The organism is Microcoleus sp. Pol10D4, from assembly GCF_036701555.1.
Taxonomy (GTDB): domain Bacteria; phylum Cyanobacteriota; class Cyanobacteriia; order Cyanobacteriales; family Microcoleaceae; genus Microcoleus.
This window is the reverse complement of the sequence record NZ_JAUBRA010000033.1, coordinates 16,700-43,303: the sequence shown is the minus strand read 5'-3', so window position 1 is coordinate 43,303 and position 26,604 is coordinate 16,700. Positions and strand designations below refer to the sequence as shown.

Annotated in this window: 25 protein-coding genes, 1 tRNA gene and 1 other annotated feature; of the genes, 17 read left to right on the top strand and 9 right to left on the bottom strand. The window is 46.2% G+C overall.

Annotated elements, in window-relative coordinates:
• Positions 1-212 precede the first annotated feature (212 nt).
• From rplA to rplL, 3 genes are all read left to right on the top strand, one after another.
• A complete protein-coding gene (gene rplA / locus QUA36_RS17360; protein ID WP_333166848.1) occupies positions 213-926 on the top strand; it encodes a 50S ribosomal protein L1 in 714 nt (237 codons plus the stop codon).
• 109 nt (positions 927-1,035) lie between these two features.
• Positions 1,036-1,209: a sequence feature (ribosomal protein L10 leader region), on the top strand.
• A gap of 29 nt (positions 1,210-1,238) precedes the next feature.
• The gene (rplJ, locus tag QUA36_RS17355; protein WP_333166846.1) at positions 1,239-1,823 is read left to right on the top strand and encodes a 50S ribosomal protein L10; all 585 of its coding nucleotides are present in this window, start codon (positions 1,239-1,241) and stop codon (positions 1,821-1,823) included.
• A gap of 143 nt (positions 1,824-1,966) precedes the next feature.
• Entirely contained in the window at positions 1,967-2,359 is a 393-nt protein-coding gene (gene rplL, locus QUA36_RS17350; RefSeq protein WP_333037133.1) for a 50S ribosomal protein L7/L12, read from the top strand.
• 179 nt (positions 2,360-2,538) lie between these two features.
• On the opposite strand, the gene crtD is transcribed toward rplL, so the two are convergent.
• The 4 genes from crtD to QUA36_RS17330 form a co-directional block, all read right to left on the bottom strand.
• Positions 2,539-4,155, bottom strand: a complete 1,617-nt coding sequence (crtD, locus tag QUA36_RS17345; RefSeq protein ID WP_333458534.1) for a C-3',4' desaturase CrtD — start codon at positions 4,153-4,155, stop codon at positions 2,539-2,541.
• Between the two features lie 180 nt (positions 4,156-4,335).
• Positions 4,336-5,508 carry a ribbon-helix-helix protein, CopG family gene (locus QUA36_RS17340; RefSeq protein WP_333458518.1) on the bottom strand — a complete coding sequence of 391 codons (1,173 nt, stop codon included), beginning with the start codon at positions 5,506-5,508 and terminating at the stop codon, positions 4,336-4,338.
• A 231-nt stretch (positions 5,509-5,739) separates the two neighbouring features.
• The gene (locus QUA36_RS17335; protein ID WP_333458517.1) at positions 5,740-6,396 is read right to left on the bottom strand and encodes a HEAT repeat domain-containing protein; all 657 of its coding nucleotides are present in this window, start codon (positions 6,394-6,396) and stop codon (positions 5,740-5,742) included.
• Positions 6,397-6,546: 150 nt separating this feature from the next.
• The gene (locus QUA36_RS17330) at positions 6,547-7,476 is read right to left on the bottom strand and encodes a phosphodiester glycosidase family protein (protein WP_333228458.1); all 930 of its coding nucleotides are present in this window, start codon (positions 7,474-7,476) and stop codon (positions 6,547-6,549) included.
• Positions 7,477-7,547: 71 nt separating this feature from the next.
• On the opposite strand from QUA36_RS17330, the gene QUA36_RS17325 reads away from it, so the two are divergent.
• From QUA36_RS17325 to QUA36_RS17305, 5 genes are all read left to right on the top strand, one after another.
• Complete coding sequence (locus tag QUA36_RS17325) at positions 7,548-8,333, top strand: pentapeptide repeat-containing protein (protein WP_333458516.1); 786 nt, start codon at positions 7,548-7,550, stop codon at positions 8,331-8,333.
• A gap of 82 nt (positions 8,334-8,415) precedes the next feature.
• The gene (locus QUA36_RS17320) at positions 8,416-8,592 is read left to right on the top strand and encodes a HEAT repeat domain-containing protein (protein ID WP_333458515.1); all 177 of its coding nucleotides are present in this window, start codon (positions 8,416-8,418) and stop codon (positions 8,590-8,592) included.
• Positions 8,593-8,612: 20 nt separating this feature from the next.
• The gene (locus QUA36_RS17315; RefSeq protein WP_333458514.1) at positions 8,613-8,948 is read left to right on the top strand and encodes a hypothetical protein; all 336 of its coding nucleotides are present in this window, start codon (positions 8,613-8,615) and stop codon (positions 8,946-8,948) included.
• Complete coding sequence (locus QUA36_RS17310; protein WP_333458513.1) at positions 8,917-9,216, top strand: type II toxin-antitoxin system HigB family toxin; 300 nt, start codon at positions 8,917-8,919, stop codon at positions 9,214-9,216. Before QUA36_RS17315 ends, QUA36_RS17310 begins: the two co-directional genes overlap by 32 nt.
• Positions 9,200-9,595 (top strand): transcriptional regulator, encoded by a 396-nt coding sequence (locus QUA36_RS17305; RefSeq protein WP_333458512.1) that lies wholly within the window; start codon positions 9,200-9,202, stop codon positions 9,593-9,595. Before QUA36_RS17310 ends, QUA36_RS17305 begins: the two co-directional genes overlap by 17 nt.
• Before the next feature lie 274 nt (positions 9,596-9,869).
• Here QUA36_RS17305 and QUA36_RS17300 read toward each other — a convergent pair.
• Positions 9,870-9,954, bottom strand: a tRNA-Ser gene (locus QUA36_RS17300).
• A gap of 213 nt (positions 9,955-10,167) precedes the next feature.
• Here QUA36_RS17300 and QUA36_RS17295 point away from each other — a divergent pair.
• The 9 genes from QUA36_RS17295 (at position 10,168) to moeB (ending at position 17,810) form a co-directional block, all read left to right on the top strand.
• Positions 10,168-10,536 carry a 2Fe-2S iron-sulfur cluster-binding protein gene (locus tag QUA36_RS17295; RefSeq protein WP_333185390.1) on the top strand — a complete coding sequence of 123 codons (369 nt, stop codon included), beginning with the start codon at positions 10,168-10,170 and terminating at the stop codon, positions 10,534-10,536.
• 34 nt (positions 10,537-10,570) lie between these two features.
• A complete protein-coding gene (locus QUA36_RS17290; RefSeq protein ID WP_333456258.1) occupies positions 10,571-11,086 on the top strand; it encodes a thermonuclease family protein in 516 nt (171 codons plus the stop codon).
• A 152-nt stretch (positions 11,087-11,238) separates the two neighbouring features.
• A complete protein-coding gene (locus tag QUA36_RS17285; protein WP_333458533.1) occupies positions 11,239-12,054 on the top strand; it encodes an inositol monophosphatase family protein in 816 nt (271 codons plus the stop codon).
• A gap of 101 nt (positions 12,055-12,155) precedes the next feature.
• The gene (locus QUA36_RS17280; protein ID WP_333458511.1) at positions 12,156-13,094 is read left to right on the top strand and encodes a tetratricopeptide repeat protein; all 939 of its coding nucleotides are present in this window, start codon (positions 12,156-12,158) and stop codon (positions 13,092-13,094) included.
• A 449-nt stretch (positions 13,095-13,543) separates the two neighbouring features.
• On the top strand, positions 13,544-14,779 hold the full coding sequence (locus QUA36_RS17275; protein WP_333165036.1) for an ATP phosphoribosyltransferase regulatory subunit: 1,236 nt from the start codon (positions 13,544-13,546) through the stop codon (positions 14,777-14,779).
• 144 nt (positions 14,780-14,923) lie between these two features.
• Entirely contained in the window at positions 14,924-15,151 is a 228-nt protein-coding gene (locus QUA36_RS17270) for an indolepyruvate ferredoxin oxidoreductase subunit alpha (RefSeq protein ID WP_015174956.1), read from the top strand.
• A gap of 180 nt (positions 15,152-15,331) precedes the next feature.
• Entirely contained in the window at positions 15,332-15,943 is a 612-nt protein-coding gene (locus QUA36_RS17265) for a Uma2 family endonuclease (protein ID WP_333458510.1), read from the top strand.
• A gap of 135 nt (positions 15,944-16,078) precedes the next feature.
• The gene (locus QUA36_RS17260) at positions 16,079-16,558 is read left to right on the top strand and encodes a M67 family metallopeptidase (RefSeq protein ID WP_333458509.1); all 480 of its coding nucleotides are present in this window, start codon (positions 16,079-16,081) and stop codon (positions 16,556-16,558) included.
• Positions 16,559-16,637: 79 nt separating this feature from the next.
• The gene (gene moeB, locus QUA36_RS17255) at positions 16,638-17,810 is read left to right on the top strand and encodes a molybdopterin-synthase adenylyltransferase MoeB (protein ID WP_333458508.1); all 1,173 of its coding nucleotides are present in this window, start codon (positions 16,638-16,640) and stop codon (positions 17,808-17,810) included.
• Positions 17,811-17,973: 163 nt separating this feature from the next.
• On the opposite strand, the gene QUA36_RS17250 is transcribed toward moeB, so the two are convergent.
• The 4 genes from QUA36_RS17250 to alaS form a co-directional block, all read right to left on the bottom strand.
• Positions 17,974-19,572: a hypothetical protein gene (locus QUA36_RS17250; protein ID WP_333458507.1), complete on the bottom strand. Its 1,599-nt coding sequence runs from the start codon at positions 19,570-19,572 to the stop codon at positions 17,974-17,976.
• On the bottom strand, positions 19,559-19,951 hold the full coding sequence (locus QUA36_RS17245; protein ID WP_333165024.1) for a hypothetical protein: 393 nt from the start codon (positions 19,949-19,951) through the stop codon (positions 19,559-19,561). Before QUA36_RS17245 ends, QUA36_RS17250 begins: the two co-directional genes overlap by 14 nt.
• Before the next feature lie 198 nt (positions 19,952-20,149).
• A complete protein-coding gene (locus QUA36_RS17240; protein ID WP_333458506.1) occupies positions 20,150-23,314 on the bottom strand; it encodes a CHAT domain-containing tetratricopeptide repeat protein in 3,165 nt (1,054 codons plus the stop codon).
• Between the two features lie 316 nt (positions 23,315-23,630).
• Positions 23,631-26,291, bottom strand: coding sequence for an alanine--tRNA ligase (gene alaS, locus QUA36_RS17235; RefSeq protein WP_333458505.1), 2,661 nt, complete (start codon positions 26,289-26,291; stop codon positions 23,631-23,633).
• Positions 26,292-26,604: the final 313 nt, after the last annotated feature.

Here is a 26,604-nt window from a genome sequence, read left to right as displayed (position 1 = left end):
CCAAGTTCCAAATTGCTAATCCAAAATTCCTGATTTTGAAGGTAAAATCTTCAATCTAAAATCCAAAATCCCCAATCCAAAATCGATCGGTTCAGGGGGAGAAGCAAAGCTTCGCTAGTAACCGAAAACGGGTAGATTTTAAGATTGTTCGATAGGTTCAATCTAAAATCTAAAATCTAAAATCTAAAATCGACTGACCCCAGGAGATAACAATGGCAAAGAAAGTATCGCGAAGACTGCAAGAACTTCTAAAGAAAGTTGAAGACAGACCTTATCTACCGCTGGAAGCTCTGCAACTTTTGAAAGAAACAGCAACCGCTAAGTTTGGCGAAGCTGCTGAAGCTCACATCCGTTTGGGAATTGACCCGAAATATACTGACCAACAGTTGCGGACAACTGTATCGCTACCAAAAGGAACTGGTCAAGTAGTCAGAATTGCGGTGATTGCTAAGGGCGAAAAAGTTAAAGAAGCTCTAAATGCCGGCGCAGATATTGCTGGTTCTGAAGAGTTGATCGATGAAATTCAGAAGGGCATGATGGACTTCGATTGCCTGATTGCTACCCCAGACGTGATGCCGTTGGTGGCAAAATTGGGTCGGTTGTTGGGCCCGCGCGGTTTGATGCCTTCTCCGAAAGGTGGCACGGTGACGACTGACATTGCTCAGGCGATCAACGAGTTTAAAGGTGGTAAACTAGAATTCCGTGCCGATCGAACTGGCATCGTTCATGTTATGTTTGGCAAGGCAGCTTTCTCAGCGGAAGATTTGCTCGTCAACCTTCATGCTTTGCAAGAAACTGTTGACCGCAACCGTCCTTCTGGTGCTAAAGGTCGCTACTGGCGCAGTTTGTACGTATCCGCAACAATGGGCCCGTCGATAGAAGTCGATATCAGTGCTCTGCGCGATACCAAACTTGATGCTGCGTAGAAAGAATTCAGCAGAAGGCAGAAGGTAAAAGACTGCTTCGGCTGTCTGTGTAAATCTCTTACAAGACTTACGCCAGACCCCAGCTAATGTCTGCCTTCTGGTGATAGCCTAATCAAAAATCAATAAGCTGAAGACCGCAGGTGCCGATCGCTTAATTTCCTGCCGAGGCTGAAGAAATAAAAACTCAAGACTCAAAGATTAGAAAATTTCTATTTTTTAATTCTGACTTGTTAATTTTTAATTCTCTGCCCCGGCTCGAAGGTCGGGGTTTTTGACGGGCAGTTTTCGATCCTAAAAGGAGGTGAAATAAGTATGGGCAAAAGTTTAGCAGTAAAAAATGAGATTATTGCAGACCTCAAGCAAACCTTGAGCGAATCTCAACTGGCGATCGTGATTGACTACACGGGCTTAACTGTTGCTGAAATCACAGATTTGCGTCGGCGTTTGCGTCCGAAAGGCAGCAGTTGCCAAGTGGCAAAAAACACGCTAATGCGAATTGCTGTTGAAGGCAACGAAACCTGGCAGCCGATACAAGAATTGCTGACAGGTACGTCGGCGTTCCTGTTCGTGCAAGAAGATATTGGCGGCGCGATTAAAGCTTACCAAGAATTCCAAAAAGTCTCTAAGAAGACTGAACTTCGCGGCGGCGTGATGGAAGGACGGGTGCTGAAAGAAGCTGATGTTAAAGCATTAGCTGATCTGCCGTCGAAAGAACAACTCATGGCTCAAATTGCTGGCGCTATCAACGGTGTCGCAACCAAGTTGGCTGTGGGTATCAATCAAGTTCCTACTTCGATCGCTCGCGGTCTTAAAGCTTATGCTGAAAAAGACGGCGATTCAGCAGAAGTAGCAGCAGAAGCAGAAGCACAACCTGAAGCAGAAAGCGTATCTGCTTAGTCATTAGTCATTAGTCATTAGTCATCAGTCATTAGTGTTAATCCACAGGCTGAAGACTGGAGACGAGAAACTAATGATGGAGGAGCAATCCCAAATCCCAAATCCCAAATCCCAAATCTACAATCGAACTAGGAGTTTAACGAATGTCTACTGCAACTGACGAAATCTTGGAAAAACTTAAGTCTCTGACTTTGCTCGAAGCTTCTGAATTGGTTAAGCAAATTGAAGAAGCTTTCGGCGTGAGCGCTGCTGCTCCTGTCGGCGGCATGATGATGATGCCCGGTACAGGTGGTGGAGCCGCTGCTGAACCAGTAGAAGAGCAAACTGAATTTACTGTCATGCTCGAAGAAGTTCCTGCTGACAAGAAAATCGCAATTCTGAAGGAAGTCCGCGCAATTACCGGTCTGGGCCTGAAGGAAGCAAAAGATTTGGTAGAAGCCGCACCGAAGGCAGTTAAGGAAGCTATTGCTAAGGAAGCTGCTGAAGAAATGAAGAAACAGCTTGAAGCTGTGGGCGCAAAGATTTCTATCAAGTAATCAGAGAATGTAGTTGATATCTATTCCGGTGACACCGGAATGATGGTTGACGGTTGACTGTTGACTGTTGACTGTTGACGGTTAACTGTTAACTATTCCCTAAAATTAATCGCGCGATAGTTACATCTCTCGCGCGATTAATTATTTTTGGCGTAGGGAAACGGCATTGCCGTGTCCTCTTAGATTTTAGAGGCGGCCTCCATTTGCCGCACTACTGTTAAAGCAGAATAGGAAACGCCGGCAGTGCCTTCTCCGGGATGGGTGGAGTCGCCTACTAACCACAAGTTTTTAATTGGTGTGCGGTTGGCAAATCCGAAGGGGCCGAAGGTTGGTATTCGCTGGCCGATGCCACCCACAACTCCTCTATCTCTCGCTGTGTAGCGGGCAAAGGTGCGGGGTGTGGCGGCTTCTTGGTGTACGATCGACTCTGGCGTCAAATTGAAATATTCGCTCAAACGGGCGATCGCCCCTGCGGTATATTTTTGCTTCAATCCTTCATAATCAACCGAATTCCACCACATTCGAGTATCAGTAAATGAGGAAGCGATAATTGTCGCCATTCCCTGCGGTGCTCGGCCATCTCCCGGATGGCTGACTGAAACAAATAATGAATTATTCTCCCCAATCTCGCCGTCGTAATCGTAGAGAAACTGAAGGTGGGGCGGACAATTTGCGGGAATTGCGTTTTCATGCACTCCCAAATATATGACAAATGCACCGGATGCGGGCGGCAATTTATCAACTCGATATTTGTAGCCTGCCATTTGATTTGGGAGTTTGTTTGTTGTCTCTGAAGTATCTGATTTAACCGATAAATTATCTGTTGAATTTCCGATAATCGGCTCGCTTGACAACAATTTTACTAGATTTTGCGCGGTTACGTTGGCAACAATGCGATCGGCTGTTTCTGTCCAAACTTCGCCTGTTTTTTGATTGCGAATTATTGTACCGGTGGCTTTGCCGTTGGCGGTGACAATACTTTCAACTGTGTGGCGCAATAAGACTTGACCGCCGTCTCGTTCGATTGCCTCTACAAGTCGATCGCTCAACACCTGCATACTTCCTTCTAGATGATACAATCCCTGCGGCTCTTGCGAAACTCCTAAAGCCGTCGCCGCGTAAAGTAGCGCCGTTTCTTCGGTATCAACTTGAGAATACAATTTTAACTGCAAATCTAGAAAAGTTTTCAAGCGCAAATTGTCACCTAACCCACAAAGTCGCAAAGCATCTCCCACTGTCATAAAAGTGAAAGGCAAAGTAATTAGAGTATCGGGGCGAACTGCTTGAATTAATTGCCAGAAATCCCATAAGTTTCTGGGTGGTAAAACTGGATCGCGCCCTTGAAATTTCCAGCTAGCTTTGAACAATGCAGACAATAATTGCCAAAAAGGTTCGCTTCCGGGAAACTGCCGCTGCCTTTCTTGCTGCCACTTTTGCGGATCTCGCCACACGCTAATCGGTGCGGTTTCTCCCGGCAAAAACACCGCACAAGCGGGATCGCAGGGTGTCGCGGCGGGAAGTTCTATGTCTAATTCTGAGAAAATGCGGTGGTGAATGCCTCCGGGTTCCAATCCTGCAACCTGCGTGGCGCCGACATCGAAGGTAAAGCCTTTGCGTTTGAAGGTGGAAGCGCATCCGCCGGGGACGATCGCCTGGTCTAAGACTAGCACTTTGTATCCTCTGCGGGCTAGCAGGGCTGCTGCTGTCAGCCCGCCGATGCCGCCTCCAATTACCGTGACGCGGCCCTTAGTGTCTGCTGGATTGGATTTGCCTAAAGGGGTGCGATCGCCTGTCATAAATTTATTTATTGTAATATTTCTTAATAGTATGCTCATATTTTGCAATAAAAAGCTCTTGTAGCGACAGGTTGAAATCTATCGCTACAAGAGGAAGGAGACCGAGTTTAGAGGACTTTTTAGGGATAAAGTGATCCGGGCGCACCCGGAGCGTTAGACTGTGCCGTGCTGATGAGAAAATCAGGGACGGCGCCACTTGTTGAGATAAGCTTCGCCAATCCCAGCCACAGCCTGCATTTGAGCTAACTGTTCCCGTAAAGCTTTGATGGTTCTTAGCTGTTCTTGAGACTGTTGTTGCAAAGCGTCGTAATTTCGCTGTATCGCCGCACTCTGGCTCAATTGATTTTCTAGAGATTGCAACTTGCTTCGTTGAACTTGGAAGTCGCCGATCGCACTTGACTTTTCTGCTAACTCGTGCTGTAAAGATTCGTAACTCGACTTTGACACGGTTTCCTGGAATTGGCTTTCGAGATTTTGCTTTTCGGTGGCGAATTGCTGCTGCAAAGATTCCAGAGCACTGGATTTTTCGCCTAGCTGTTGCTGCAAAGATTCCAAAGCACTGGATTTTTCGCCTAGTTGTTGCTGAAACTCGTGTTCTCGGTGTTCTCTTTGGGCCAATTGCTGCTGCAAAGATTCCAGAGCACTGGATTTTTCGCCTAGCTGTTGCTGCAAAGATTCCAGAGCACTGGATTTTTCGGCTAGCTGTTGCACAAACTCGTGTTCCCGGTGTTCTTTTTCAGCGAATTGCTGCTGCAAAGATTCCAGAGCGCTGGATTTTTCGGCTAGCTGTTGCACAAACTCGTGTTCCCGGTGTTCTTTTTCAGCGAATTGCTGCTGCAAAGAAGCGATCGAACTTTCGCGTTCACTCAACTGCTGCTGTAAAGTTTCGTAACTTGACTTCGCTACAGTTTCGGCTAATTGGCTTTCGAGATTTTGCTTTTCAGTAGCGAATTGCTGCTGCAAAGAAGCGATCGAACTTTCGCGTTCACTCAACTGCTGCTGTAAACTTTCGTAACTTTCTTGCAGCGGATTTGGCTTTACACTCACCGAGTCCGATAGAGTTTCTGCCGTTACAGCGTCATTAACTTCGCTTTCTTCGGCTGTTTCCCCTTGCAAGTGGGCTGCATCTACCTCAGTTTCTTCACCTTTTTTCCAAGTGACAGTAACTTCCGTCTTGTCCTTAGAAATATCCAGAGCGCCTTGTGCCAAGCGTTCTAGGAGTTCCGACCTTGATATTCCGAGCTTGCGAGCGATCGTGTTTAATCGATCGGCACTAGAAGAAGTCAGCGAAAGTCCGACTTTGACTTTACTTTCTGAATTGGAACTAACTACATTGCGATTTTTTTTGACCATTGGCATTTTCCTCATGCCAACCTACACTAATAAGTGTAGTGGCTGAAGCTTGTATTAAAATTAATTCTTGTTACTTACCAATTGTGCCAGCTTGCGTTCCCAATTGAACAAAAATCCGTGAATATACTCTTGGGTTCATTCCTCCCCGTAGAACCGCGTGAACATTCCCTGACGCGGGTTTTTTTCGGCACGATACCGCAGATAGCGCAGTTGAGCTTGTAAGCCGTTGTTTTAAAGCGAAGCTTCCAAAGTCGCACCTGCAACCCGATGATCTCGATCTTTTGCCAAATAGCTCACAGCAGCGCGAGCTTGAGGATTGTCAAATTTCCTCAGCGCGCGAGCAACTCGCAGCCGAATTCCCCAGTAATCCGCGCTCACAAGAGGTAATAATTGCTGCAAAGCCTCTTCTTGCTTCTGGGTATTTGCCAGCAGACCAAATCCGTCAATTGCTGCTTCCTGAACTGGTAAATCTTCGCCGCCAAGACCGATCGCACAAATTTCAAATACTGCATCAGGACACTGCATTTCGTACAGCGGAGCCATAATGCTGCGCCGAACGAGCCAATTGTCATCGCGGCGAAAAGCTTCGACTAAATGAGAAATTGCCTCGGTTCCGAACCTTGACAAAGAATTAGCGGCTTCGGCGCGCACGTTCGGATCGCGATCGAACTGCATCATTTTTAACAGCGCCGCAAAAGCTTCCGCAGTTTGAATCTGCCGCAATCCCATCGCCACGAACGATCGCACCATAAACTCGCGATCGTCCACTTTGCTCAGCAACATCGGCAGCGCCACCGCAGAATCGCAGTTTCTCAGAGCCGTTACCCCCCGCAGCCTCTCTTGAGAATCCGAACTTTGCAGCGCTGCTTGGATTTCGTTAATTTTCATAAGCCAATTATAAATTTTTGTTACGTTTCTTTACAATTTTAGCAATTATTCCCGGATTTTGGGCAGATTAAAAAAAACTTCACTGCTGAATAATAAATTTTGTGGGTATTTAAGCGAATTTTTGTATTACTAATGAAGGCAATCAGTACCCTATTTATTTGAGTATGCGGAGGCATCATTATTATCTCGCGCGTAAAATCCCAAATGATTGGAAATTGGACGTTCCTGCATGGGAATTTTATTCTGAATCGGAGCATTCAACAGTTTCGCTCCTGACGGCGATGCTACTGCAAAAGTTACCGACCCGCCGCCATCTAAATTCAGCACTGTCTCGGCTCCCAACTGCATCGAAATATCAGTTATTTCGCTCAATTTCAGCCCTTCACTGTAAAGCCTCTGCTTGCCGTCTGCCAGAATTAACCACAACTTGTCGCCTGTTTTGTCGATCGCCGCGACGGCACGGGGATAGGGTTTATCCTGTGTGCGTTCTTTCTGGCTTTGTGCTACGGGTTGGCCATTTTTTACCAGCAAAGTATCTCCGGCAACTGCATAGGCTGTTCCCGCAGGACAAGTACCGTTTTCGATTATTTGAGCGCGGTTTTTGGCATCAAAACAAAGGGCGGGAAAGCCTGAATGTGGTTGAGAATAAGCTTGGCTTTTGGCAATGGCGTGTCCGACATTATTTACTCGATCGCCACTGCGGGGATAGTAATCCCAAGGTGCTTCCTCGATGCAGGGATAAAAAAAATTGCCGTTGACGGCTAATTGCAATTTAAATTCTTTCAGGAATTCAGTAGCGGTGCGGGCATTGGTTTCTGTTAAATCGGGTGTTGGGTTTCCGGGAGTGACAAAAATTCCTATTCCCGGCGCTTTTAGGTCGATGCTAACAATGTGAATTAGGGTGGGACGCGGATTAGTCCGAAATTCCCTGCGGTAGGCTATTCCTTGAAAGAGCGATCGGGCTTCGTTTGTTTGTTGGGGGCGCAAAAAGTAGGGAATGTTGTAGAGTAGTATTGGTGCGAGCAATATTCCGAGACCGAGAATATGCCAAATTGGTTTGATCGTGGGTCGATAATTCATACCATTTTAGATTTGAGATCGGGGAGGGGAAAACTGACAGATTTATATATTTTCAAGCATCCTGTACTAATATGAAGTATTCGGGTTCCAATAATTTTAGCAATCAAATTTTACGAAATAGATCGTTCCAAGGACAAGTTCTTAGCGGTGCTGATTTCAGCGGTGCGGATGTTCGAGGCTGCAATTTTAGAAATGCTCAGTTAGCGGGTGCGAATTTTATCGGTGCGAAAATCGGGCTTTCTCGGCGACAGATAGCTGTTTTGAGTGCTGGGGCGATCGCGATTTGTTTGGTTGTGGGCGATGTTCTGACTCGACTGATTTTGGGAACTCAAGGACAACTACCGGGCTCTGGCAGTTGGCCTTTTGTTCTGTTGCTGTACGGGGTTTTGAGCGCTGCTGGCTTCGCTTCGGCGATCGCCAGCAAACAGCCAAAAACCTCAAAAGCGGGTAGATTGGCACGAACAATTTCTGCTATTCTATCAGGAGCTTTGCTGGGATTTTTCTATGCTGGGACTGCAACTAATAATAATTCCCAGGCTGCTCTTGCTGGAATGTCGATCGGCGGGGTGTTAATGTTTTTTGTGAATTCCCGGATTCGTAGCCAATTTTCACAGGTGGCGATCGCATCGGCTGGAAGTGTGGCGACTTACGCAGCAGCTTTTTTGTTAAGTGCAACGGCGAGCGCTTTTCTGAGCACTCACAAACTGTTTTGGGGTATTTGTTTCGGTTTGCTGTCGCTGCTGTATCTTTGGTTTGCGTTTGTGTCTTTCTCGGCTATTGTTCGAGAGATTGGAAATGCTGAGGGTACTTCGTTCAGAGGGGCAAATCTCGCTGATGCTAAGTTCGATATACATTAGCTCAATCTAAAATCTAAAATTTAAAATCTAAAATTACCCGACTGATATTCAAACAGTAATTGAGCCAGCAGAAAGCGACGCTTTGCTGCAAACGGTGATGGAGCAAATGGCCCTCGCAACTTTCAATCCCAACGACAGCGAACTGCTCAAAAAGATGGTTGAATGTATGGGAGATTCGCAGGGAATGGTGAGGCTGAGTTTAGCCGAAACTCTCGGCTCAATTGGCAAACCTGCAACTCCTTTTTTGGTGGAAGCTTAGCACATCACCGCAACCCTGTCGTGCGTAGAGCCTCTGCTAAAACGCTGACTCTGATTTGCGAGGCGATCGCCCGAACCACGCTGCTAGAAGCTTTTTTACACGATGAGGATCAAGTCGGGGGAGGAAGAGTGGGATTAAAGACAAAGCCTGCGGTTTCCAACCGCGCCTACACAGACAAAACCCACTTGGAGTGGGTTAAAGAATTTTTACTCGATCGGGCCTTGACATTTTCCTCTCAAAACGAGAGTATAAGCATAGTAGTCTATGCAGTTGTTTACCCGAAGATCGCTATGCAAAACAAAAGAACAAATCAAAGAAAAACAAATGCACCTAATCTCGATCCGGAACCTCCGTAAAGATTCTGCCCAGTACCCCGATGTCAAAAATCAAATTGATAGCTGGAATGCAACTGTAAAGCAAGCAGAATGGCAGAATTTGGAGGAGGTTCGCAAGATTTACCGGGATGCCGAAGCAGTAGGAAACTTGACAGTCTTCAATATCAAAGGCAACGAATATCGCCTGATAGTCGGCATCAACTACGAGGAGCAAACTATTTTTTACAAATATTTCCTAACCCACGCTGAATACGACAAAGAAAAATGGAAAAATGATCCTTACTTTTGATGGAGCTACTTATAGCAAATTGCTTGCAGAAATTGCTCCTAGAGCGATCGAAACCCAAGAGGAATACGATCGCCTCCTGGCTGTGGCAGAACGGCTAACGTTCGCTAAAAAGCTCACTCCAGAGGAGAGAGCTTTATACAAGTTGTTAGTCACGCTGATTGAAGTTTATGAGACGGAAAATTATCCGATCGAATCGGAGCCTCATGAGATTTTGCAACACATCATGGAATCCAGCGGCACCCGTCAAGCGGACTTGGTAGGTATCATTGGATCGAGCGGTGTGGTGTCTGAGGTTGTGAATGGGAAAAGAGCGATTAGCAAGGCACAAGCTAAGGCACTAGGCGATTATTTTAAAATCTCACCTAGCTTGTTCATTTAATTTGGAAATTGGGCATTGGAAAAACAATTAAGTGACGCTCTTAGACCATATCGCTGGCGATTGGTGGAGGATCTTCACTATGGTTTTCTACTATTGGCATTATCTGGGCGTTTATTCTCGGCGCGATCGCCCGTAATTTACCCTCAAAAATATAAAAGCGAGATCCCTTGAGTTTTCTAAAAGAATTCAAGGGCGATCGCTCTAATCAAAGTATTTATCTCATATCAGAGATTTTTGTTGCAAGCTGTTTTTTTTGCCTGAACAGCTTGATTAACGGAGAGGGAGGGATTCGAACCCTCGTTAAGTTGCCCTAAACACACTTTCCAGGCGTGCGCCTTCAACCGCTCGGCCACCTCTCCAGGGCTAAATTAATTCATTTAGCCACAGCTAAACTATCTTAGCAGAACAAATCTGATTTGGGAAGGGGTAACGGCATAAATTTGCTGTTTAATGTGGGTAGGGTGTCAAACGGGCAGGCCGGATTCTGCTTCCTGTGTCGCAAACCCTTTCATATAAAGGATTTAGCCCCGCAAACCCCAATCTAAAATCTAAAATCTAAAATCTAAAATTCCATGACAGACTCTTACACAATTAAAATTCATAACAGACAGACAGGCGATCGCCACACCGTGCGAGTACCCGAAGACCGCTACATCCTGCAAAGCGCCGAAAACCAAGGAGTAGAATTGCCCTTTTCCTGCCGCAACGGCGCTTGTACCGCCTGTGCGGTGCGCGTCAAGTCGGGGGAACTGCACCAGCCAGAAGCAATGGGGCTTTCTGTGGAACTGCAAAAAGAGGGTTATGCCCTGCTGTGCGTCAGCTATCCCCGTTCCAACATCGAGGTAGAGACGCAAGACGAAGACGAAGTGTACGAACTGCAATTCGGCCGCTACTTCGGCAAAGGTAAAGTTAAAGCCGGTTTGCCGTTGGATGAAGAGTGAGGGAATTTGATAAATAATCAACTACCAATTATCCATGCTTTATCGATTATGTGCGATCGCCCTTTGTCTGTTGCTAGCTAGCTGCCAAAAACCAGAAATGCCGCAAGGTACGATCGCCAAAGTAGAAAGGGCCATCAGCGGCCAAACAATCGAAGTTATCAGTACAGCCGACAAAATAGCCTTATTAGAACAAATCAGGCTGATTGGTATTGATGCGCCGGATTTAAAACAGCAGCCTTGGGGAGAAGCAGCCAAACAAAGACTAGAACAGCTAACTGTGGGAAAACAGGTATTGTTAGAATCAGACATCGAAGAGAAAGACCAGTTCGATCGCAAACTAGCCTACTTGTGGCAAGATAAAATTTTGCTCAACGAACTGCTAGTCAAAGAAGGTTATGCCCTGGCCTCAGTGCGATCGCCCAACACCAAATATCAGCAGCGACTCATCAACGCTCAAGAATGGGCGAGACTCATGGGTAAAGGTCTGTGGAATCCAGAACGAGCTTTGCGCCAAACTCCCGCAGAATTTCGCCAGCAAAATCGGAATTAGTCAGTTGACAGTTGACAGTTGACAGTTGACAGTTGACAGTTGGCAGTTGACAGTTGACAGTTGACAGTTGGCAGTTGTCATTGGAAGCAATTCCCAATTCCCAATTCCCAATTCCCAATTCCCAATTCCCAATTCCCAATTCCCAATTCCCAATGACTGACAATCAACTGCAAAACTTCTTAGAAATAGCCACCGAAGCAGCCCTAGCCGCCGGTTCCGTCCTGAAATCTTTCTGCGGAAAATTAGAAAAAATTCAAGAAAAAGGCCGATCGGGCGATTTAGTAACAGAAGCCGACAAAGCCTCAGAAGCGGTTATCTTAGAAATTCTCGGCCGCCACGTACCCGACCACGCCATCCTCGCCGAAGAATCCGGCAAATTAGGGGATGCCAGCAGCAAATACCTGTGGGCGATCGACCCTTTGGATGGCACAACAAATTATGCTCACCAATATCCTTTTTGGGCCGTGTCGATCGGACTTTTAATCGACGGAATACCACAAATTGGAGTAATTTACGACCCTTTTCATAATGAATTGTTTCGGGCAGGCAAAGGATTGGGAGCAACCTGCAACCGATCGCCGATCGAAGTTTCCCAAATCCCAGAATTGAGAACCAGCTTGCTAGTCACTGGCTTTGCATACGATCGCCGCGAAACAGCAGACAATAACTATGCCGAATTCTGTCACCTCACCCACCTCACCCAAGGCGTGCGGCGCAGCGGTTCCGCATCCCTAGACCTCGCACACCTCGCCTGCGGGCGATCGGACGGATATTGGGAACGGGGACTGTCCCCTTGGGACATAGCAGCAGGTGTAGTCATCGTCTCCGAAGCCGGAGGTCAAATTACAGCTTATGACGGTAGTGCCTTTGAGATGAACTCAGGTCGGATTTTGGCCACAAACGGCAAAATACACGCCGAACTCAGCAGCGCACTGCTAGCAGTTCCTCCCTTATCTTCTTGGAAGTAGCGCCCCCCAGCAATAGATCGGGGGTAGTACGGGGGTCAGAACCCCTTGACTCAAGCTACATTAAAGAATAGTGAAAAGCCAGGAAAGGAAGAGTAAAAGTTATGTCTTTTGAAATGACAAAAGGGCTGTTCAAGTATGACTTTACAGATCAGCACGCAATTTTGGGAATTCCCTTAGACGCCGAGTTTAACGACATCCGCAAGCGCTACATGAAAATCGCCCGCCGCTTGCATTCGGATACTTGCTCTTTTGAAGACCAAGCAGATAAAGATTGGGCCAACCAATTTTTGTCAAAAGTAGTCAATCCGGCTTACAACAAATTCTCTAAGGAAAGCGATCGCAAAGAATACAGCCTGCTATTAGCAGCCATCGGCAAGCGCGTTGTTAAAGAACAGGCGAAAATGCAAATCGAAAGCGAAGCAGCTAAACAGTTAGTTACCGCTCAAAATTGGGAAGAAGCTTACAAAACAGCAGTTAGCAAACTCGCTCTCAAGCAGTACGAATCAGTTAAGGAAACGCAAGAGGCGATCGATCAAATTAGCGAACTTAACATGGTTTACCTGCTGCGAAAAGAGCGCATGGGTGGTGGTGGTGCGGTTGCACCCGGTTCATCTGCAAAAGCCACAAACCCAACTAGCACAGAAAAAACAGCAGCAGCAACCTCAGTCACCGCAAATCCCGCGCCTCCTCCTCCTCCGCCTAAAGTCGAACCCCCAGACTCGCAGACCGAAGCCTATTGCCGCCGAGCTCAAGGATTTATGGACAGCAAAAATTACGCTAAAGCAAGTTTGGAGTTGAGGGAAGCCCTGAAGCGCGATCCAAAACACAGCAAGGCTCACGCTATGTTAGCAATGTGTTACCTTGAACAAAATCAAGCCACAATGGCAAAACTTGAGATGAACAAAGCTTTGGCATCAAATCCTGAAGAACCGACGGCTTTGGAGGTGAAGAAAAAGCTGGAACAAGCTTCCGCAAAAGCCAAAAAAGGTGACGAGAAACCAGGATTTTTTGCAAGTTTGTTTGGCGGGAAGAAGAAGTGAGAAGTTGTGAGTGGTGAGTCTTGAATATTTAGAAACGAATGAACTGCTCAGCAGTGGAGTGAGGTAGATTAAAACAATCAAGACTTGGTGATATCAAATCCGGTGACATCGGAATTATACCATCAGTGCGATCGTCCCGCGATCGCGGATTCTCCAGAAAGAACGGGACGATCGCACTGACGGGGAAAATGATAATTGCGATGCAAACGAAAACGATATGACGCCTTAATTTGTTAAAGTCGAATGTTAAGCTTGCCTTCTTCGACTTTAACACCGTCCCCTAAAGCTAAGCTTCTAAGCCCAATCTAAAATCTCAAATCTAAAATTAATATGACACCTTAATTTGTTAAAGTCGAATGTTAAGCTGGCCTGGTTAGACTTTAACACCGTCCATAAAGCTAAGCTTTTAAGCCCCATCTAAAATCTAAAGTCTAAAATCTAAAATTGATATGGTTCACCAACCCCCATCCGGCGCAAGAGATTTATTGCCCCTTGACGTTGCTCAAAAAATTTCGATCGAACGGCGCTTGCAGCAGGTTTTTCACCGCTGGGGCTATCACCGGATTATTACCTCTACTCTAGAAAGGCTGGAGACATTGATGGCTGGGGGCGCGATCGACCGATCGACCTTAATTCAATTGCAAGACGCCGAGGATGGAGAACTTGGTTTGCGGCCGGAATTGACAGCATCGATCGCGCGCGCGGCTGCAATGCGGATGGCCGGGACTCGCTGGCAGCCTCAGCGCCTCTACTACAACGCTAACGTGTTCCGCAAAGGCCCAGATACTGGCTCAGGCGGGCAACAGGAGTTCTATCAAGCTGGCGTAGAGCTCCTCGGCGCGGGGGGGGCGGTTGCGGATGCGGAAGTGCTGCTGCTGCTGTCTGAGTGCTTGCAGAGCTTGGAAATTGATGAGTGGCATTTGGTTTTGGGAGAAGCGGGCTTGACTGCAACATTGCTAGAACCGTTTCCGCCAAACGTGCGCCAAAAAGTTCGGGGGGCGATCGCCAATCTCGATCGAATTGCCTTGGAAACTTTGCCGCTGTCAACGGAATTGCGAGAAAGAGCTCTGCTATTATTTGACTTGCGCGGTCGCCCGGAAGAGGTGTTGCCAATTGTTGCCAAGCTGGATTTAGATTTGCCGCAGCAAGCGGCGTTAAATAATCTCAAATCTGCGATCGAATTGCTGCACCAATGCCAATCAAAAATTCCCAATCTCAAATCCCACATTCACCTCGATTTGAGTTTAATTCAAACATTTGACTATTACACTGGAATTGTGTTTGAAGTTGTCAGCAGCAGTAAGACTGGACAGCGAGTTCTAGGACAAGGGGGACGTTACGACCAACTGTTGGGACTGTTTGATCCGCAAGGGCAAAATTCCCCCGGCATCGGGTTTTGTCTGAATATTGAAGAATTGCACCAAGTGTTGCTGACAGAGGGGCAATTGCCCAGCCAGACGCCCGCTAGCGACTGGTTGGTTGTGGCTCAAACTCCTGAAGCTAGTGCCGCCGCGTTTGCTTACGCTCGCAAACTCCGAGACTCTACTCACCTAGTTCGGGTAGAAATAGATTTGGAGAGTCGGGAGACAGCAGAGTCGGCACGGGAATACGCGCGCGATCGACGAATTGCTCAAATTGCTTGGGTAAATGCCGAAGGATTGCCAACAATTGAAACGGTAAATTAGCCTAATTGGTAATTGGTAATTGGTAGTTGGTAATTGGCTAAAAATCACCCGATATGATATTATGTATCCTGCTGATTGAGAGAAGGTTTTGCCAATTGCTAATTGCTAATTCCCTATCTAACTAAAATCTTTTGAGAGAACACTATGGCACACACTATTGTTACGAATATTTGCGAGGGAGTTGCTGATTGCGTTGGCGCTTGTCCGGTTGCTTGTATTCACCCCGGCCCCGGCAAAAATGTCAAGGGTACTGATTGGTTTTGGATTGATTTTGATACCTGTATTGACTGCGGTATTTGTTTGCAGGTGTGTCCTGTCGAAGGTGCGATCGTTCCAGATGAACGGCCTGAGTTGCAGCAAACTCCCTCTTGATTGCAACTTGATTGCAATTGAGGGCTAGATAGCTACATTAACTAAGGGGTAAGGTGCGCGACCGGGCGCACCCTAAATTAACTTTTTTATGAACCGCAGAGGGCGCAGAGGACACAGAGAAGAAGGGTGAGAAATCTTGAAAAACTCTAACGTTTAGATATCTAAGTGAGGTAATTAATTATGTTACTTTTAGATCCAAAAACTCTCGTTCCAGCGACTGAACAGCGCATAATTCTCTATGAGGTGACTTGGGAGCAATACGAGCAACTTTCTGATATGTTTGTCGATGAATTTCCCAGGATGATCTACTTGGAAGGAACGTTAGAAATTATTATGACGACCTCGCCAGAACAGGAAAGGCTTAAAACAATTATTGCCCGGTTGATAGAAACTTATGCGGTTGAAAGGCTAATTAATCTCAACGGTTACGGAAATACTACATTTCGCCGCGAAGCTGTGAGACGGGGTGCGGAACCAGATGAGTGTTACTGTTTAGGTTTACTTGCAGAAGTCCCGGATATTGTGATAAAAATTGCTCTGACTAGCGGCGGTGTTGACAAGCTGGAGGTGTATCGCGGTTTGCAGGTTCCTGAAGTCTGGTTTTGGGCTAACGATCAATTTTCTCTTTACCACTTGCGGGAGTCTGGTTATGAGTTAATTTCCAGCAGTGAATTTTTGCCTGAGTTAGACTTTTCTGTATTGAGTCAATATGTAGGATATGTTAACCAAACAGAAGCTGTTATTGCTTATAGAAGTGTTTTGCAAACAGCTACAGGAATGTCAAATCAATAGACATCTCCAGAAAATCCATTATTGAACAGGCAAGATGCCTGTTCCACAATAAAAAAAAGCCCGTGAAGCGTAGCTATCCCCCAGGGAATCGCACTTTACAAAAAAAATCTACACTAAAATCTACAATAAAATCTTATGCAGCCGATCGCACTTTCCGACTCTCATATTTTATCCATGCGTACCCACGCCGAAAGCGCTTATCCTGAAGAATGCTGCGGTTTGTTGCTCGGTCGAGTTACTGGCGATGTTAAAAATATAGTAGAAGTTTGGCCGACTGAGAATGCTTGGAGTGCTGAGGCCCAGGAGAATTGGCCTGACCAAAAAGAATTGACAGAAAAACGCAGATATGCTATAAAGCCCGAAGATATGTTGCAGGCGATGAAACACGGGCGCGATCGCACTCTGGATATTATCGGTATATATCATTCTCACACGGATTGTCCCGCAGTGCCCTCAGAGTGCGATCGGGCATTGGCGTGGGCCGAATACTCTTATATTATTGTGTCCGTCCGACAAGGCTGTTCAGAAGACGTTCGCAGTTGGAGTCTTGACGGAGAGGGGAACTTTCAAGCAGAGGAAATTCGCCTAGTGGAACAGACTCAGATTAAGAAATAATTAGTAAAAATAACAAACTCGTAAAAATGCGAAAGATTTAGATAGGATATAATTCAAAATCTGCGCTACACACAATATCATGCTAAATCCTAATCTGGACGAGATCCAGCTCAACAAACAAGAATACGAACGCTACTCTCGCCACCTCATCCTCCCAGAAGTTGGATTGGAAGGGCAGAAGCGTCTCAAAGCTGCCAGCGTGCTCTGCATCGGTACGGGAGGTCTCGGTTCGCCGTTGCTGCTGTATTTAGCAGCCGCCGGTGTTGGCCGCATTGGGATTGTAGACTTTGATGTTGTAGACCATTCCAATTTGCAGCGCCAAGTAATTCACGGCACTTCTTGGGTTGGGAAACCGAAGATTGAATCGGCTAAAAATCGGATTTTAGAAATTAATCCTTTTTGTCAAGTTGATTTGTACGAAACTCGCGTTAGTTCCGAAAATGCGATCGACATTGCCACTCCTTACGATATCATTATCGACGGTACGGACAACTTCCCGACTCGCTATTTGATGAACGACGTTTGCGTGCTTTTAAACAAGCCCAACGTCTACGGTTCCATCTTCCGATTTGAAGGGCAAGCAACTGTTTTCAACTACGAAGGCGGCCCGAATTACCGCGACTTGTACCCGGAACCCCCGCCTCCTGGCATGGTTCCTTCTTGTGCAGAAGGCGGCGTTTTAGGGGTTTTGTGCGGAGTTGTCGGTTCTATCCAAGCAACGGAAGCTATCAAGATTATCTTGGGTCAAGGCACTACTTTGAGCGGCAGATTGTTGCTTTACAATGCCTTAGATATGACGTTCCGACAATTGAAACTGCGGCCTAATCCAGTGCGCCCGGTAATTGAAAAGTTAATCGATTACGAACAATTCTGCGGCATTCCTCAAGCTAAAGCGGAGGAAGCAAGTCAGCAAACGCAAATTCCTGAGATGACTGTCAAAGAACTTAAGCAGTTAATCGACAGCGGTGCCAAGGATTTTGTATTGTTGGATGTTCGCAATCCCAACGAGTATCAAATTTGTCAAATTCCTGGGTCAGTTTTGGTTCCTTTGCCGGATATCGAACACGGCGCAGGTGTCGCTAAGGTCAAGGAATTGTTGAACGGCCACCGCTTGATTGCACACTGCAAAATGGGCGGGCGTTCTGCGAAGGCTTTGGGGATTTTGAAAGAAGCTGGAATTGAGGGGATTAATGTTAAGGGCGGAATTACTGCTTGGAGTGAAGAAGTAGACCCGTCTGTACCTCAATATTAAGGCTAATCTTTTTCTGGGGCGGGCGATTTGCCCGCCCGGAACCGGGATGATTAGACTTCTTGCACTCATTTCCCAACAATCTCAAAATTATCTGCGTTAATCTGTGTTTATCTGCCTTGAATCTGCGGTTTCCGTATTAATCAAAGATTTATGCAATTCAACTCTATTGCGGCGGCAACTGCTTATTTTTACCGAGTAGATTCTTGAACTTACCTAATAGATTCTTGGAATTTGCACTCAACATAACCATACCCCAAACCACAACCCCCGCACCGATACTAATCAACAATACCAACGCAAAAGAATTAATTTCCCCCTTCAAGAAAGGCAAAGCAACCATTTGATTCGACGGCTCTTGTTCAATTAAATAAGGAGCACTTCCAGCCACCACCCCGGCTACTCCCAAACCAAAGCCGACAGCTTGAATCGTTACCTCTAGTTTGGCATTCCGATAAGCTTCTTCGATCGCCACAATAGCTCTAATTGCCTCGGTTGCTTGGTCTAGCAAGCCGGAACCGTGTTTGAAATAGCCTAAATCTGCTTGAATCTGCCTTTGAAACTGCGGGCAAGTTTCTTTGCTGAATGTTTCGAGGAAACTTAAATCGGCATCACTATCATTGTACTTTTTAGCTGCTTTGATGTCAAGACTTATTTGATTTAATTTATCTTGGTAATTTTGGGCGTTAATTGCGATCGTATTTTGGCGAAACTCCAAATCAATCAGCATTCGGGCATACTTCACAGCCCGAGGCGGCATCTCAATCATCTGAGTTTCCAGATATTTTAATTCTTCCTCCTTTAAACCCGCACCTTTCGATTGCTTCTGCTGAGCTTTATCTCGCTGCAAATACTTAAAAGTATTGTCAATATCCCGTTCAATTTTTTCATATTCCTCGCGAATTTTGCGGTAATAGGCCCGACTTTCCCAAAAAGCACGAATAATTTTATTTCTGTACAAAAACAGCTCCATAAAATCGCCGTACCTGGCTGCATCCCAGATTTCACCTGTTGCCGGACTGTTTAAAAACCAGATCAGAATGTGGCAGTAGGAAGCCTGCTGATTCGGATTGCCATATTCCAAAATCGGACTGCCGAACAACTCGCCTTGACGGTAAAAAGTCGGCAAGTTTTGACCGCAAATAAACTTTTCCAGACACTGTTGAGCCAAGCTTTTGAGAAAATGCTCATCTTGCCGCATTTCTTGGTTTTGTTCCGCACTCAGCCAAGCTGTAAGCAGCAGAGTTTGACCAAAATAACTGTTAACAGAATTCGGCAGCAAGCAGTTATCTGGATTCAATTCCTGAAAAATGCTAACATCGACATTAGATGTTTTAATACCATCAATTTCTTCGGGAATGCTAATGTTAAATCCCAAAGCATAACTGTCATCAATCCGCTGCGGTTGAGCAAATCCTTGGAGAAAAATCGGCTGGCCGTGATGCTCAATATTCTTCTCGAAAGGCAGAAAAGCCAGGTCATTTACAGAATTTTCAACAATCAGGTTGACGCGCCCTCCCGGAGGTGCTGTTTTCGCGCTGTATAAATTGCTAGAATTTAATTCCGCATCGACTTTGAGATTATTTTTCAATATCTCGTTGCACTTTTGCCACAAATGTTCGGGATTGACAGGGAAATTTGAGCTTGAAGTTAGGGCTGGCTGTTGAGAATTGACAGGGGAATTTGAGTCAGAACCTAGGGCATCCCAGAGGTGAAAGGCAAATAAATGAACGTTGGGAGCATAGATTTTGCTATTTTGGTTCATTATCGGTATCCGAACTATTTTCTTGGTTGGGATTTTGTTGTAGATTGTACGCAGTTAGAATGCTGTCGCGCAGAATTTTAGTGATATTAGTTGTTGACCGCCCTGTCATTAAAGTCGGTTTCGTGGGACGGATATCTTGCCGTGCATCACTTACATTATCAACCAAGTTTTGTTCCTCAATAGCATCTCTCAAAGTCTTTCCCAGTTCGTGTTTGCTACACCACTTGCTGATAGTCATGGCAATCGGGAATAATTCATCATCGGCAGATTCAGCTATTTGTGTTTCTAATTCAGGTAAATCACGCCATGCAGAGATAAAGATACTCGGTTTTTCGTTCAGCCAGTTCAGGAAAGTATTGATAATTTGTTCAGGTTCCATAGGACAATTCCCCTTTGATAAAAATTTAGGTTTCGTAACTCATCTCACAGATTTTGCAATTACTTCTGGCTTGTTTTTTTCTGGCAATCACGCTCGCCTTCACATTATACCAAATCTGTTTTAAATCGCAATGCTTTCTCTTAGCCCGCTAGGAGTAGACTTCGTTTGTGTGGTAGCGATTTCAAGATGCGATTCCTCTTAATATCCAGTAGCGCAGAAGGCAGCCCAATATTGTGGGTCGGAAAATAGTGATTCATCTGGTGTGAAGGACGTTAACCGCAATTGGACTTTTTGACTCAATTTTTTATCTAAACCTAACGATTGCATCCAAACACGAAAATCTTTTTCCGTGACTCCGCGCATCCAGTTTTGCGCCGCATTCAAAGCGAGGGCTACTGAATCTGCATCCGGCAATTTCTGATAAAATTTAATCATTAAAATTGCCGTGGCAAAATCATCGACAGCCCACAGACTGCTGACAACATTCATGCTACCCGCATACAAAAAACCGCTGGGTAAACCAATGTATTCATCCGTCATTGCGGTTGAGGTGGTTAACCCGGTTTCGCAGGCGGAAAGTGTGACGAGACTGCACTGCGGTAACTGCAATTCGGCAAAGATTTCTCGCAGGGTGAGGCATTTTTCTGGGATGGCTTTTCTGCCGCTGCGTAGGGTGAGATAGCGCTGTTTTTCATCGGGCTGATTTGACTCTGGGGGCGGGGGTGAGGTTTGCGGTTCCAGGGAATCGGCTAAGACTAGGGATGACAGCAGCGGATAGTCAAAGTTGAAGATGCCGTGACAGGAAAAGTGCAGGTAGTTGGCGTTTGAGAGGTTTTCTCGGTTTTCGTTGAGGGCGGTTTTTGTGGCTTGTTTTTTGAGTAAAATTTGATGCGGATTGAATCGGGTTTTGATGGTTTCTACTTCCATGTCGGCGTTGAATAAGTCTTCGGTGGGATTCTGGAGGGCAAATAGTTGTTGCTGATGTGGTGGGGGGGAGTTTCTGGTGGTGATGCGATTTTTTACGAGTTGCAGCAGTTGCAAGCTGGGGGCGTATTTCACGCCTGCGGGGAAGCTGTCGAGGAGGTAGCGGCGAGAGTTGGTTTTTTCTTTAAATCGGGTTTCTGAGGTGAATTGTAGGGCGTGGAGGGGGAATAGGTGCAGGTAGCGGTGGGGTACTAGGATTAGTTGTTTGCAGTTGGGGGGGATGTGGGCGATTATCTCGTTTAGTCGCAGGATTTCTGAGAGTGTTTCGAGTTTTTGGGATAGGGTTTTTTGCCAGGTTCTGTTGGTTTCTTTGTTGCGGTATTCGTCGAGATAGTTGTTTTTCCAGGTTTCTAATTCGGCTATTTCGGTTGTGGTATATGTGACTGGTTTTATGCTGTCGCGGGTGATGATGAAGGCTGATCCCCCCCAGCCCCCCTTAAGAAGGGGGGAGTTGGAGTTGGAGGGGGAGTTAGAATTGCCGATGTACCATTCTACGATTGCTGTTTCGGTGTCTAAGGTTTGTTGGAATTGGGTGATGTCGATGGGTTCGACTTTTTGAGTTAGGGAGAATTCTGGTTCTCGCTGTTTTATTTGTTCCAGCAGTTGTGTTAGTTGCTGTGATGTTGTTTCTAATTTGGCTTTTTGTTGTTGGAAATATTCGGGGCCCAGACTGCGGGTTTGAGTTGTGGGTTGTGAGGGAGAGTCATCTGGAACCCCCCCCGGCCCCCCCTTGGTAAGGGGGGGAGAAAGAGGGGGAGGAGATGGGGTTTCTGTTTCTAGGAATTGTTGGGAGGCGGCGATTTGGCGGCGCAGGTTTTGGAGTTGCTGTTTCTCGGTGTCGGTGGCTGTTTTGGGGTAGATTTCGCTGTTGGTGAAGAGTTCGACTAGGTAGCGGGATTTGCTGCGTTCGATTGTTTGCAGGGCTTTGTCATATTTTTGGTGATTGATGCAGGATTGCATCATTTTTTCGTAGACATCGAGATTTTCTTCGATGATTTCTCGTTTGCGGTTGTCGGATGCGATCCACTCGCGGCTTTGTTCCACTGCTTCGATGGCTTTTTCGTACCCGAATATGGCTGTTTCCCACAAACTTTCTGTAAATCCTACATGGCCTAGATTTCTGCCTGTTTTCAGACAGTTAAGGGGTAAGGTAGTAGGAGTGTCAACTTCTAAAGCTGCTTTAAAAAGTTGGATCGCCCTTTCGATATTCTCACCCCGTTCTCCTTTGATTCTGTCACTGTAAGCAGTTGCCAAATTATTTTGAGCCATCGCCCAATCTTGGGGAAAAGCATCGCGGGTGTAAACTTTTAAAGCAGCTTCATAAAATGCGATCGCCTTTTCAATATTCTCACCCCGTTCTCCTTTGATTCTATCTTTGTAAGCATTTGCCAAATTATTTTGAGTCATCGCCCAATTTTGGGGAAAAGCATCGCGGGTGTAAACTTTTAAAGCAGCTTCATAAAATGCGATCGCCTTTTCGATATTCTCACTCCGTTCTCCTTTGATTCTGTCACTGTAAGCAGCTCCCAAACAAATTTGAGTATCTGCCCATTGTTCCGGGAAAGCAGGGCAGCTACGAACTTCTAAAGCTCTTTCATAAAATGCGATCGCCCTTTCGATATTCTCACCCCGTTCTCCTTTGATTCTTCTATAGTAAGCAGCAGCCAAATTATTTTGAGTCTGAGCCCAATCTTGCGGGAAAGCAGGGCGGGTACGAACTTGTAAAGCTGCTTCATAAAGTGCGATCGCCTTTTCGATATTCTCACCCCGTTCTCCTTTGATTCTATCTGTGTAAGCAGCAGCCAAATTATTTTGAGTCGCAGCCCAATCTTGGGGAAAAGCATCGCGGGTGCGAACTTGTAAAGCTGCTTCAAAAAATGCGATCGCCCTTTCTAAATTATCACCGCTGTCTCCCTTGATTCTCTCACAGTAAGCAACTGCCAAATTATTTTGAGTGCTTGCCCGCTTTGCAAGATAAACATCGCCATACTTTTGCATAAGTAGTGATGCGATTTGACATAACCCATTCTGTATGAGTAGATAAAATGTCAAAATCACTACTTGTTCAGCACAATCGCGAGTCCAAACGGTTAATGCTATTTTGTTACAAATAATAGCAATTTCTAAGTTGCTTGCTCTACTGCCTTGCTGAAGAGTTATAAATAGAACACTCAAATCCCTTAAAGATTGACCAAAAATATCTGCTTTATCTACATCCAAATTTGCTAAAAATTCAGTAGCAATTTCTCGCAAAGATTCGGCAAATTTATCGTCTAATAATTCGAGATTGGCTTGCAGGATGGCGGTTTGTTCGTCGATGTCCCAGGTGAGGAGAGATTGAATCAGGGTGAGATAGGCTTGGTGGCGTTCTTCGTTCATTTTTTACTACCCATGTTTGTATGATTTTACATTTTTTGCGGGGAAATCAAGGGACTTTTTAACCGCAGATGTTGGCGGATGGACGCGGATAAACGCAGATGTAAGGGCCAATATATGCGGTAGCAGCCTGCGGAGATTCAGGTAGACGGAAGCGATCGAACTGACGATTAGGCCCCGATCCCCCCTAGCCCCCCTTAAAGAAGGGGGGGACAAGATTCCGATCGAAGTCCCCCTTCTTAAGGGGGATTTAGGGGGATCTAGCCTCCGCTATAAACGAGAGATAAAAAGAGTTTTAGTCTCCTACAAAAAACCCAGATTACCCCAACTCTTCAACTAACAAATTGCGAGCACTTTCCAACGCTTCCTGCAACTTACTTGCATCGCGTCCCCCAGCTTGCGCCAAATTCGGCCGCCCGCCGCCTTTTCCGCCGCAAATTTGAGCAATTCCCCCGATAAACTTGCCAGCTTGCAATCCTTTCTTATTGACTTCTGGACTAAAAGCAGCCACCAAACTTACCTTGTCCGGTTCAGGAATTGATGCCAAAACAACCGCAGCATTTCCTAACTTTTGCTGCAATCTTTCCGCCGCAGTTTTCAGCGCTTCCGTATCCACATCACCCAATTGAGCTACAATGATTTTGAATTCGCCAATCGCCTCAGCCACACTCAGCAACTGGTCGGATTTCGCGATCGCCAATTCCGACTTCACAGCAGCCAAATGTTTCTGAGTATCCTTCAACTCATTCTGCAAATTAGTAATCCGGTTCGGCAATTCTTCAGGCTTCGCCTTAAATCGATCGCCCAAATCACGCACCACCTTATCGCGCACATTCAAATAGTCCAAAACAGCTTGACCGGAAACCGCTTCAATCCTGCGAGTTCCCGCCGCTACCCCCGCTTCGGAAACAATCTTAAACAGCCCGATTTCTGCGGTATTGCTGACGTGAGTTCCGCCGCACAATTCCATCGAAACACCGGGAAAATCGATAACCCGCACCACGTCGCCGTACTTCTCGCCAAACATCGCAGTCGCGCCTTTTTCCCTCGCTTGGGCGATCGGCATTTCTGCAACCTCAGCAGCGTGCGCCTCAGCAATCCAACTATTAACTAAATCCTCAATTTTCTGCAACTCTTCTGCTGTGACAGCGCGCGGAGAATTGAAATCAAACCGCAATCTCTCAGACGATACCAGCGAACCAGCTTGCGAAATCGAATCGTCCACAATTTTTCGCAAAGCTGATTGTAATAAGTGAGTTGCTGTGTGGTTGGCCTGAATTCGGCGGCGACCGCTATTGTCAATTTTCGCAGTAATACTATCGCCAACTCTCAGCGTTCCCCGTTCCACAAAGCCGAAATGCACGAAGAAATCCGATTCCTTCTTCACATCATCAACTCTTACCAACAAACCCTCTGCATTCTCTCCCTGAATGCTGCCGTTCAAATAACCTTTATCCCCAATTTGTCCGCCGGATTCAGCATAAAACGGCGTTTGGTTCAAAACAACTTGTACCTCGGTACCGGCGGCTGCTTCCTCCACAGATTTGCCGTCAACCAAGATAACTTCCACCTCAGCTAAACTCGACAATTCAGCATAACCAACAAACTCAGTTCCTTGGATTGTTTCAGCCAACTTATCCAAAGAACCCTGCACCGTCAAATCGATTGTTTGGCGAGCATCTTTAGCGCGAGTTTGCTGTTCCTTCATCGCCGCTTCAAAGCCGTCCAAATCCACAGTAATTCCCTGTTCCTCAGCAATTTCTTGAGTCAGTTCTAAGGGGAAACCGTAGGTATCGTAAAGAGTGAAAGCATCTTGACCGCTGATTTGTTGGTTGGCTTGCTGTTTTGTGCGATCGACAATTTCCTCCAGCAGCTTCTCTCCGCGTTCCAAAGTCTTGAGAAACTGCGCTTCTTCCCTTGCCAATTCCGCCTTAATTTGACCTTCCCGCCGCCGCACGTTCGGATAAGCAGCTTCCGAAAGGGCGATCGCACTTTCAGCCACCCGCACCGTAAATTCGCCCTGAATTCCAATCAGCCGCCCGTGGCGCACCACCCGGCGAATCAACCGCCGCAAAATGTAACCCCGACCAACATTCGACGCGCGAATTTCGTCCGCAATCATGTGCACCACAGCCCGAATGTGATCGCCAATTACTTTCAGCGAAACCTTGACTTCTTCATCGCTATTGTGGTAATCAATCCCGGCAAGTTCCGCCGCCGATTGAACGATCGGAAAAATCAAATCTGTTTCGTAATTATTGGGGACTTTCTGGAGGATTTGCGCCATCCGTTCCAGTCCCAGGCCAGTATCAATATTTTGATTTTGCAGCGGTGTTAAATTGCCCTCTGCATCTTTATTGTACTGCATGAAAACCAGGTTGTAGAATTCAATAAACCTGCTATCATCTTCGAGGTCAATCTTGTCGCCTCTCTCTGGGTAGAAATCATAGTAAATCTCCGAACACGGGCCGCAGGGGCCAGTCGGGCCGGATTGCCAGAAATTGTCATCTTCTCCCATGCGCTGAATCCGATCGCCCGGAATGCCAATTTCATCGCGCCAAATCGCAAAAGCTTCGTCATCTTCTCGGAAAACACTAACAACCAAATTCGACGCTGGTAAACCGAAAACTTCCGTGGAAAGTTCCCACGCCCAGGCGATCGCCTGTTTCTTGAAATAATCCCCGAAACTGAAGTTACCCAACATTTCAAAAAACGTGTGGTGGCGGGCGGTGCGGCCGACGTTTTCGATGTCGTTGGTGCGGATGCACTTTTGAGAAGTCGTGGCGCGCGGTGATTCGGCGGTACGCTGTCCAAGAAATATCGGCTTGAATTGTAGCATTCCGGCGATCGTCAGCAATACTGTCGGATCTTCGGGCACCAAAGAAGCACTCGGCAAGATTTTATGTCCCCGCTGGGCATAAAAGTCGAGGAATGTTTGGCGGATTTGGCTGCCACTGAGAAACTTAGGAGAAATAGACATGACAAAAACAGTTAAGTATGTAAAGATGTAGCAGCAATAGAACTTACATCTATGTGGATATTTATATCATTATACTTAGTAATGTAAAGACCTATCAAGTTTTGCAAATAGTGCTTTACTCCTCCGAAAGGCTATGCTAACTTAATAATAGACACCCGGACAGAAAGAGAAAGGAGGTCGCTATATTTAGAAAGAAAATTCGAGGATATAGACATGGTGTCTCCGGTCTAGATTCCCAGGCGCAGCAGAAATTAACCGAACACAACTTGGAATAGTGGCGAACTGCCGATCGAGCAGTCAAGCCAAACCGCAG

Coding starts and splice junctions, on each gene's coding strand:
- QUA36_RS17335 (WP_333458517.1), bottom strand. CDS start 6,396: ATGAAAATTAACGAAATCCAAGCAGCGCTGCAAAGTTCGGATTCTCAA.
- moeB (WP_333458508.1), top strand. CDS start 16,638: ATGCTAAATCCTAATCTGGACGAGATCCAGCTCAACAAACAAGAATAC.
- QUA36_RS17305 (WP_333458512.1), top strand. CDS start 9,200: ATGATCCTTACTTTTGATGGAGCTACTTATAGCAAATTGCTTGCAGAA.
- crtD (WP_333458534.1), bottom strand. CDS start 4,155: ATGACAGGCGATCGCACCCCTTTAGGCAAATCCAATCCAGCAGACACT.
- alaS (WP_333458505.1), bottom strand. CDS start 26,291: ATGTCTATTTCTCCTAAGTTTCTCAGTGGCAGCCAAATCCGCCAAACA.
- QUA36_RS17260 (WP_333458509.1), top strand. CDS start 16,079: ATGCAGCCGATCGCACTTTCCGACTCTCATATTTTATCCATGCGTACC.
- QUA36_RS17295 (WP_333185390.1), top strand. CDS start 10,168: ATGACAGACTCTTACACAATTAAAATTCATAACAGACAGACAGGCGAT.
- rplA (WP_333166848.1), top strand. CDS start 213: ATGGCAAAGAAAGTATCGCGAAGACTGCAAGAACTTCTAAAGAAAGTT.
- QUA36_RS17330 (WP_333228458.1), bottom strand. CDS start 7,476: ATGAATTATCGACCCACGATCAAACCAATTTGGCATATTCTCGGTCTC.
- QUA36_RS17250 (WP_333458507.1), bottom strand. CDS start 19,572: ATGAACCAAAATAGCAAAATCTATGCTCCCAACGTTCATTTATTTGCC.
- QUA36_RS17280 (WP_333458511.1), top strand. CDS start 12,156: ATGTCTTTTGAAATGACAAAAGGGCTGTTCAAGTATGACTTTACAGAT.
- rplL (WP_333037133.1), top strand. CDS start 1,967: ATGTCTACTGCAACTGACGAAATCTTGGAAAAACTTAAGTCTCTGACT.
- QUA36_RS17265 (WP_333458510.1), top strand. CDS start 15,332: ATGTTACTTTTAGATCCAAAAACTCTCGTTCCAGCGACTGAACAGCGC.
- QUA36_RS17270 (WP_015174956.1), top strand. CDS start 14,924: ATGGCACACACTATTGTTACGAATATTTGCGAGGGAGTTGCTGATTGC.
- rplJ (WP_333166846.1), top strand. CDS start 1,239: ATGGGCAAAAGTTTAGCAGTAAAAAATGAGATTATTGCAGACCTCAAG.
- QUA36_RS17285 (WP_333458533.1), top strand. CDS start 11,239: ATGACTGACAATCAACTGCAAAACTTCTTAGAAATAGCCACCGAAGCA.
- QUA36_RS17310 (WP_333458513.1), top strand. CDS start 8,917: ATGCACCTAATCTCGATCCGGAACCTCCGTAAAGATTCTGCCCAGTAC.
- QUA36_RS17240 (WP_333458506.1), bottom strand. CDS start 23,314: ATGAACGAAGAACGCCACCAAGCCTATCTCACCCTGATTCAATCTCTC.
- QUA36_RS17275 (WP_333165036.1), top strand. CDS start 13,544: ATGGTTCACCAACCCCCATCCGGCGCAAGAGATTTATTGCCCCTTGAC.
- QUA36_RS17340 (WP_333458518.1), bottom strand. CDS start 5,508: ATGGTCAAAAAAAATCGCAATGTAGTTAGTTCCAATTCAGAAAGTAAA.
- QUA36_RS17325 (WP_333458516.1), top strand. CDS start 7,548: ATGAAGTATTCGGGTTCCAATAATTTTAGCAATCAAATTTTACGAAAT.
- QUA36_RS17245 (WP_333165024.1), bottom strand. CDS start 19,951: ATGGAACCTGAACAAATTATCAATACTTTCCTGAACTGGCTGAACGAA.
- QUA36_RS17290 (WP_333456258.1), top strand. CDS start 10,571: ATGCTTTATCGATTATGTGCGATCGCCCTTTGTCTGTTGCTAGCTAGC.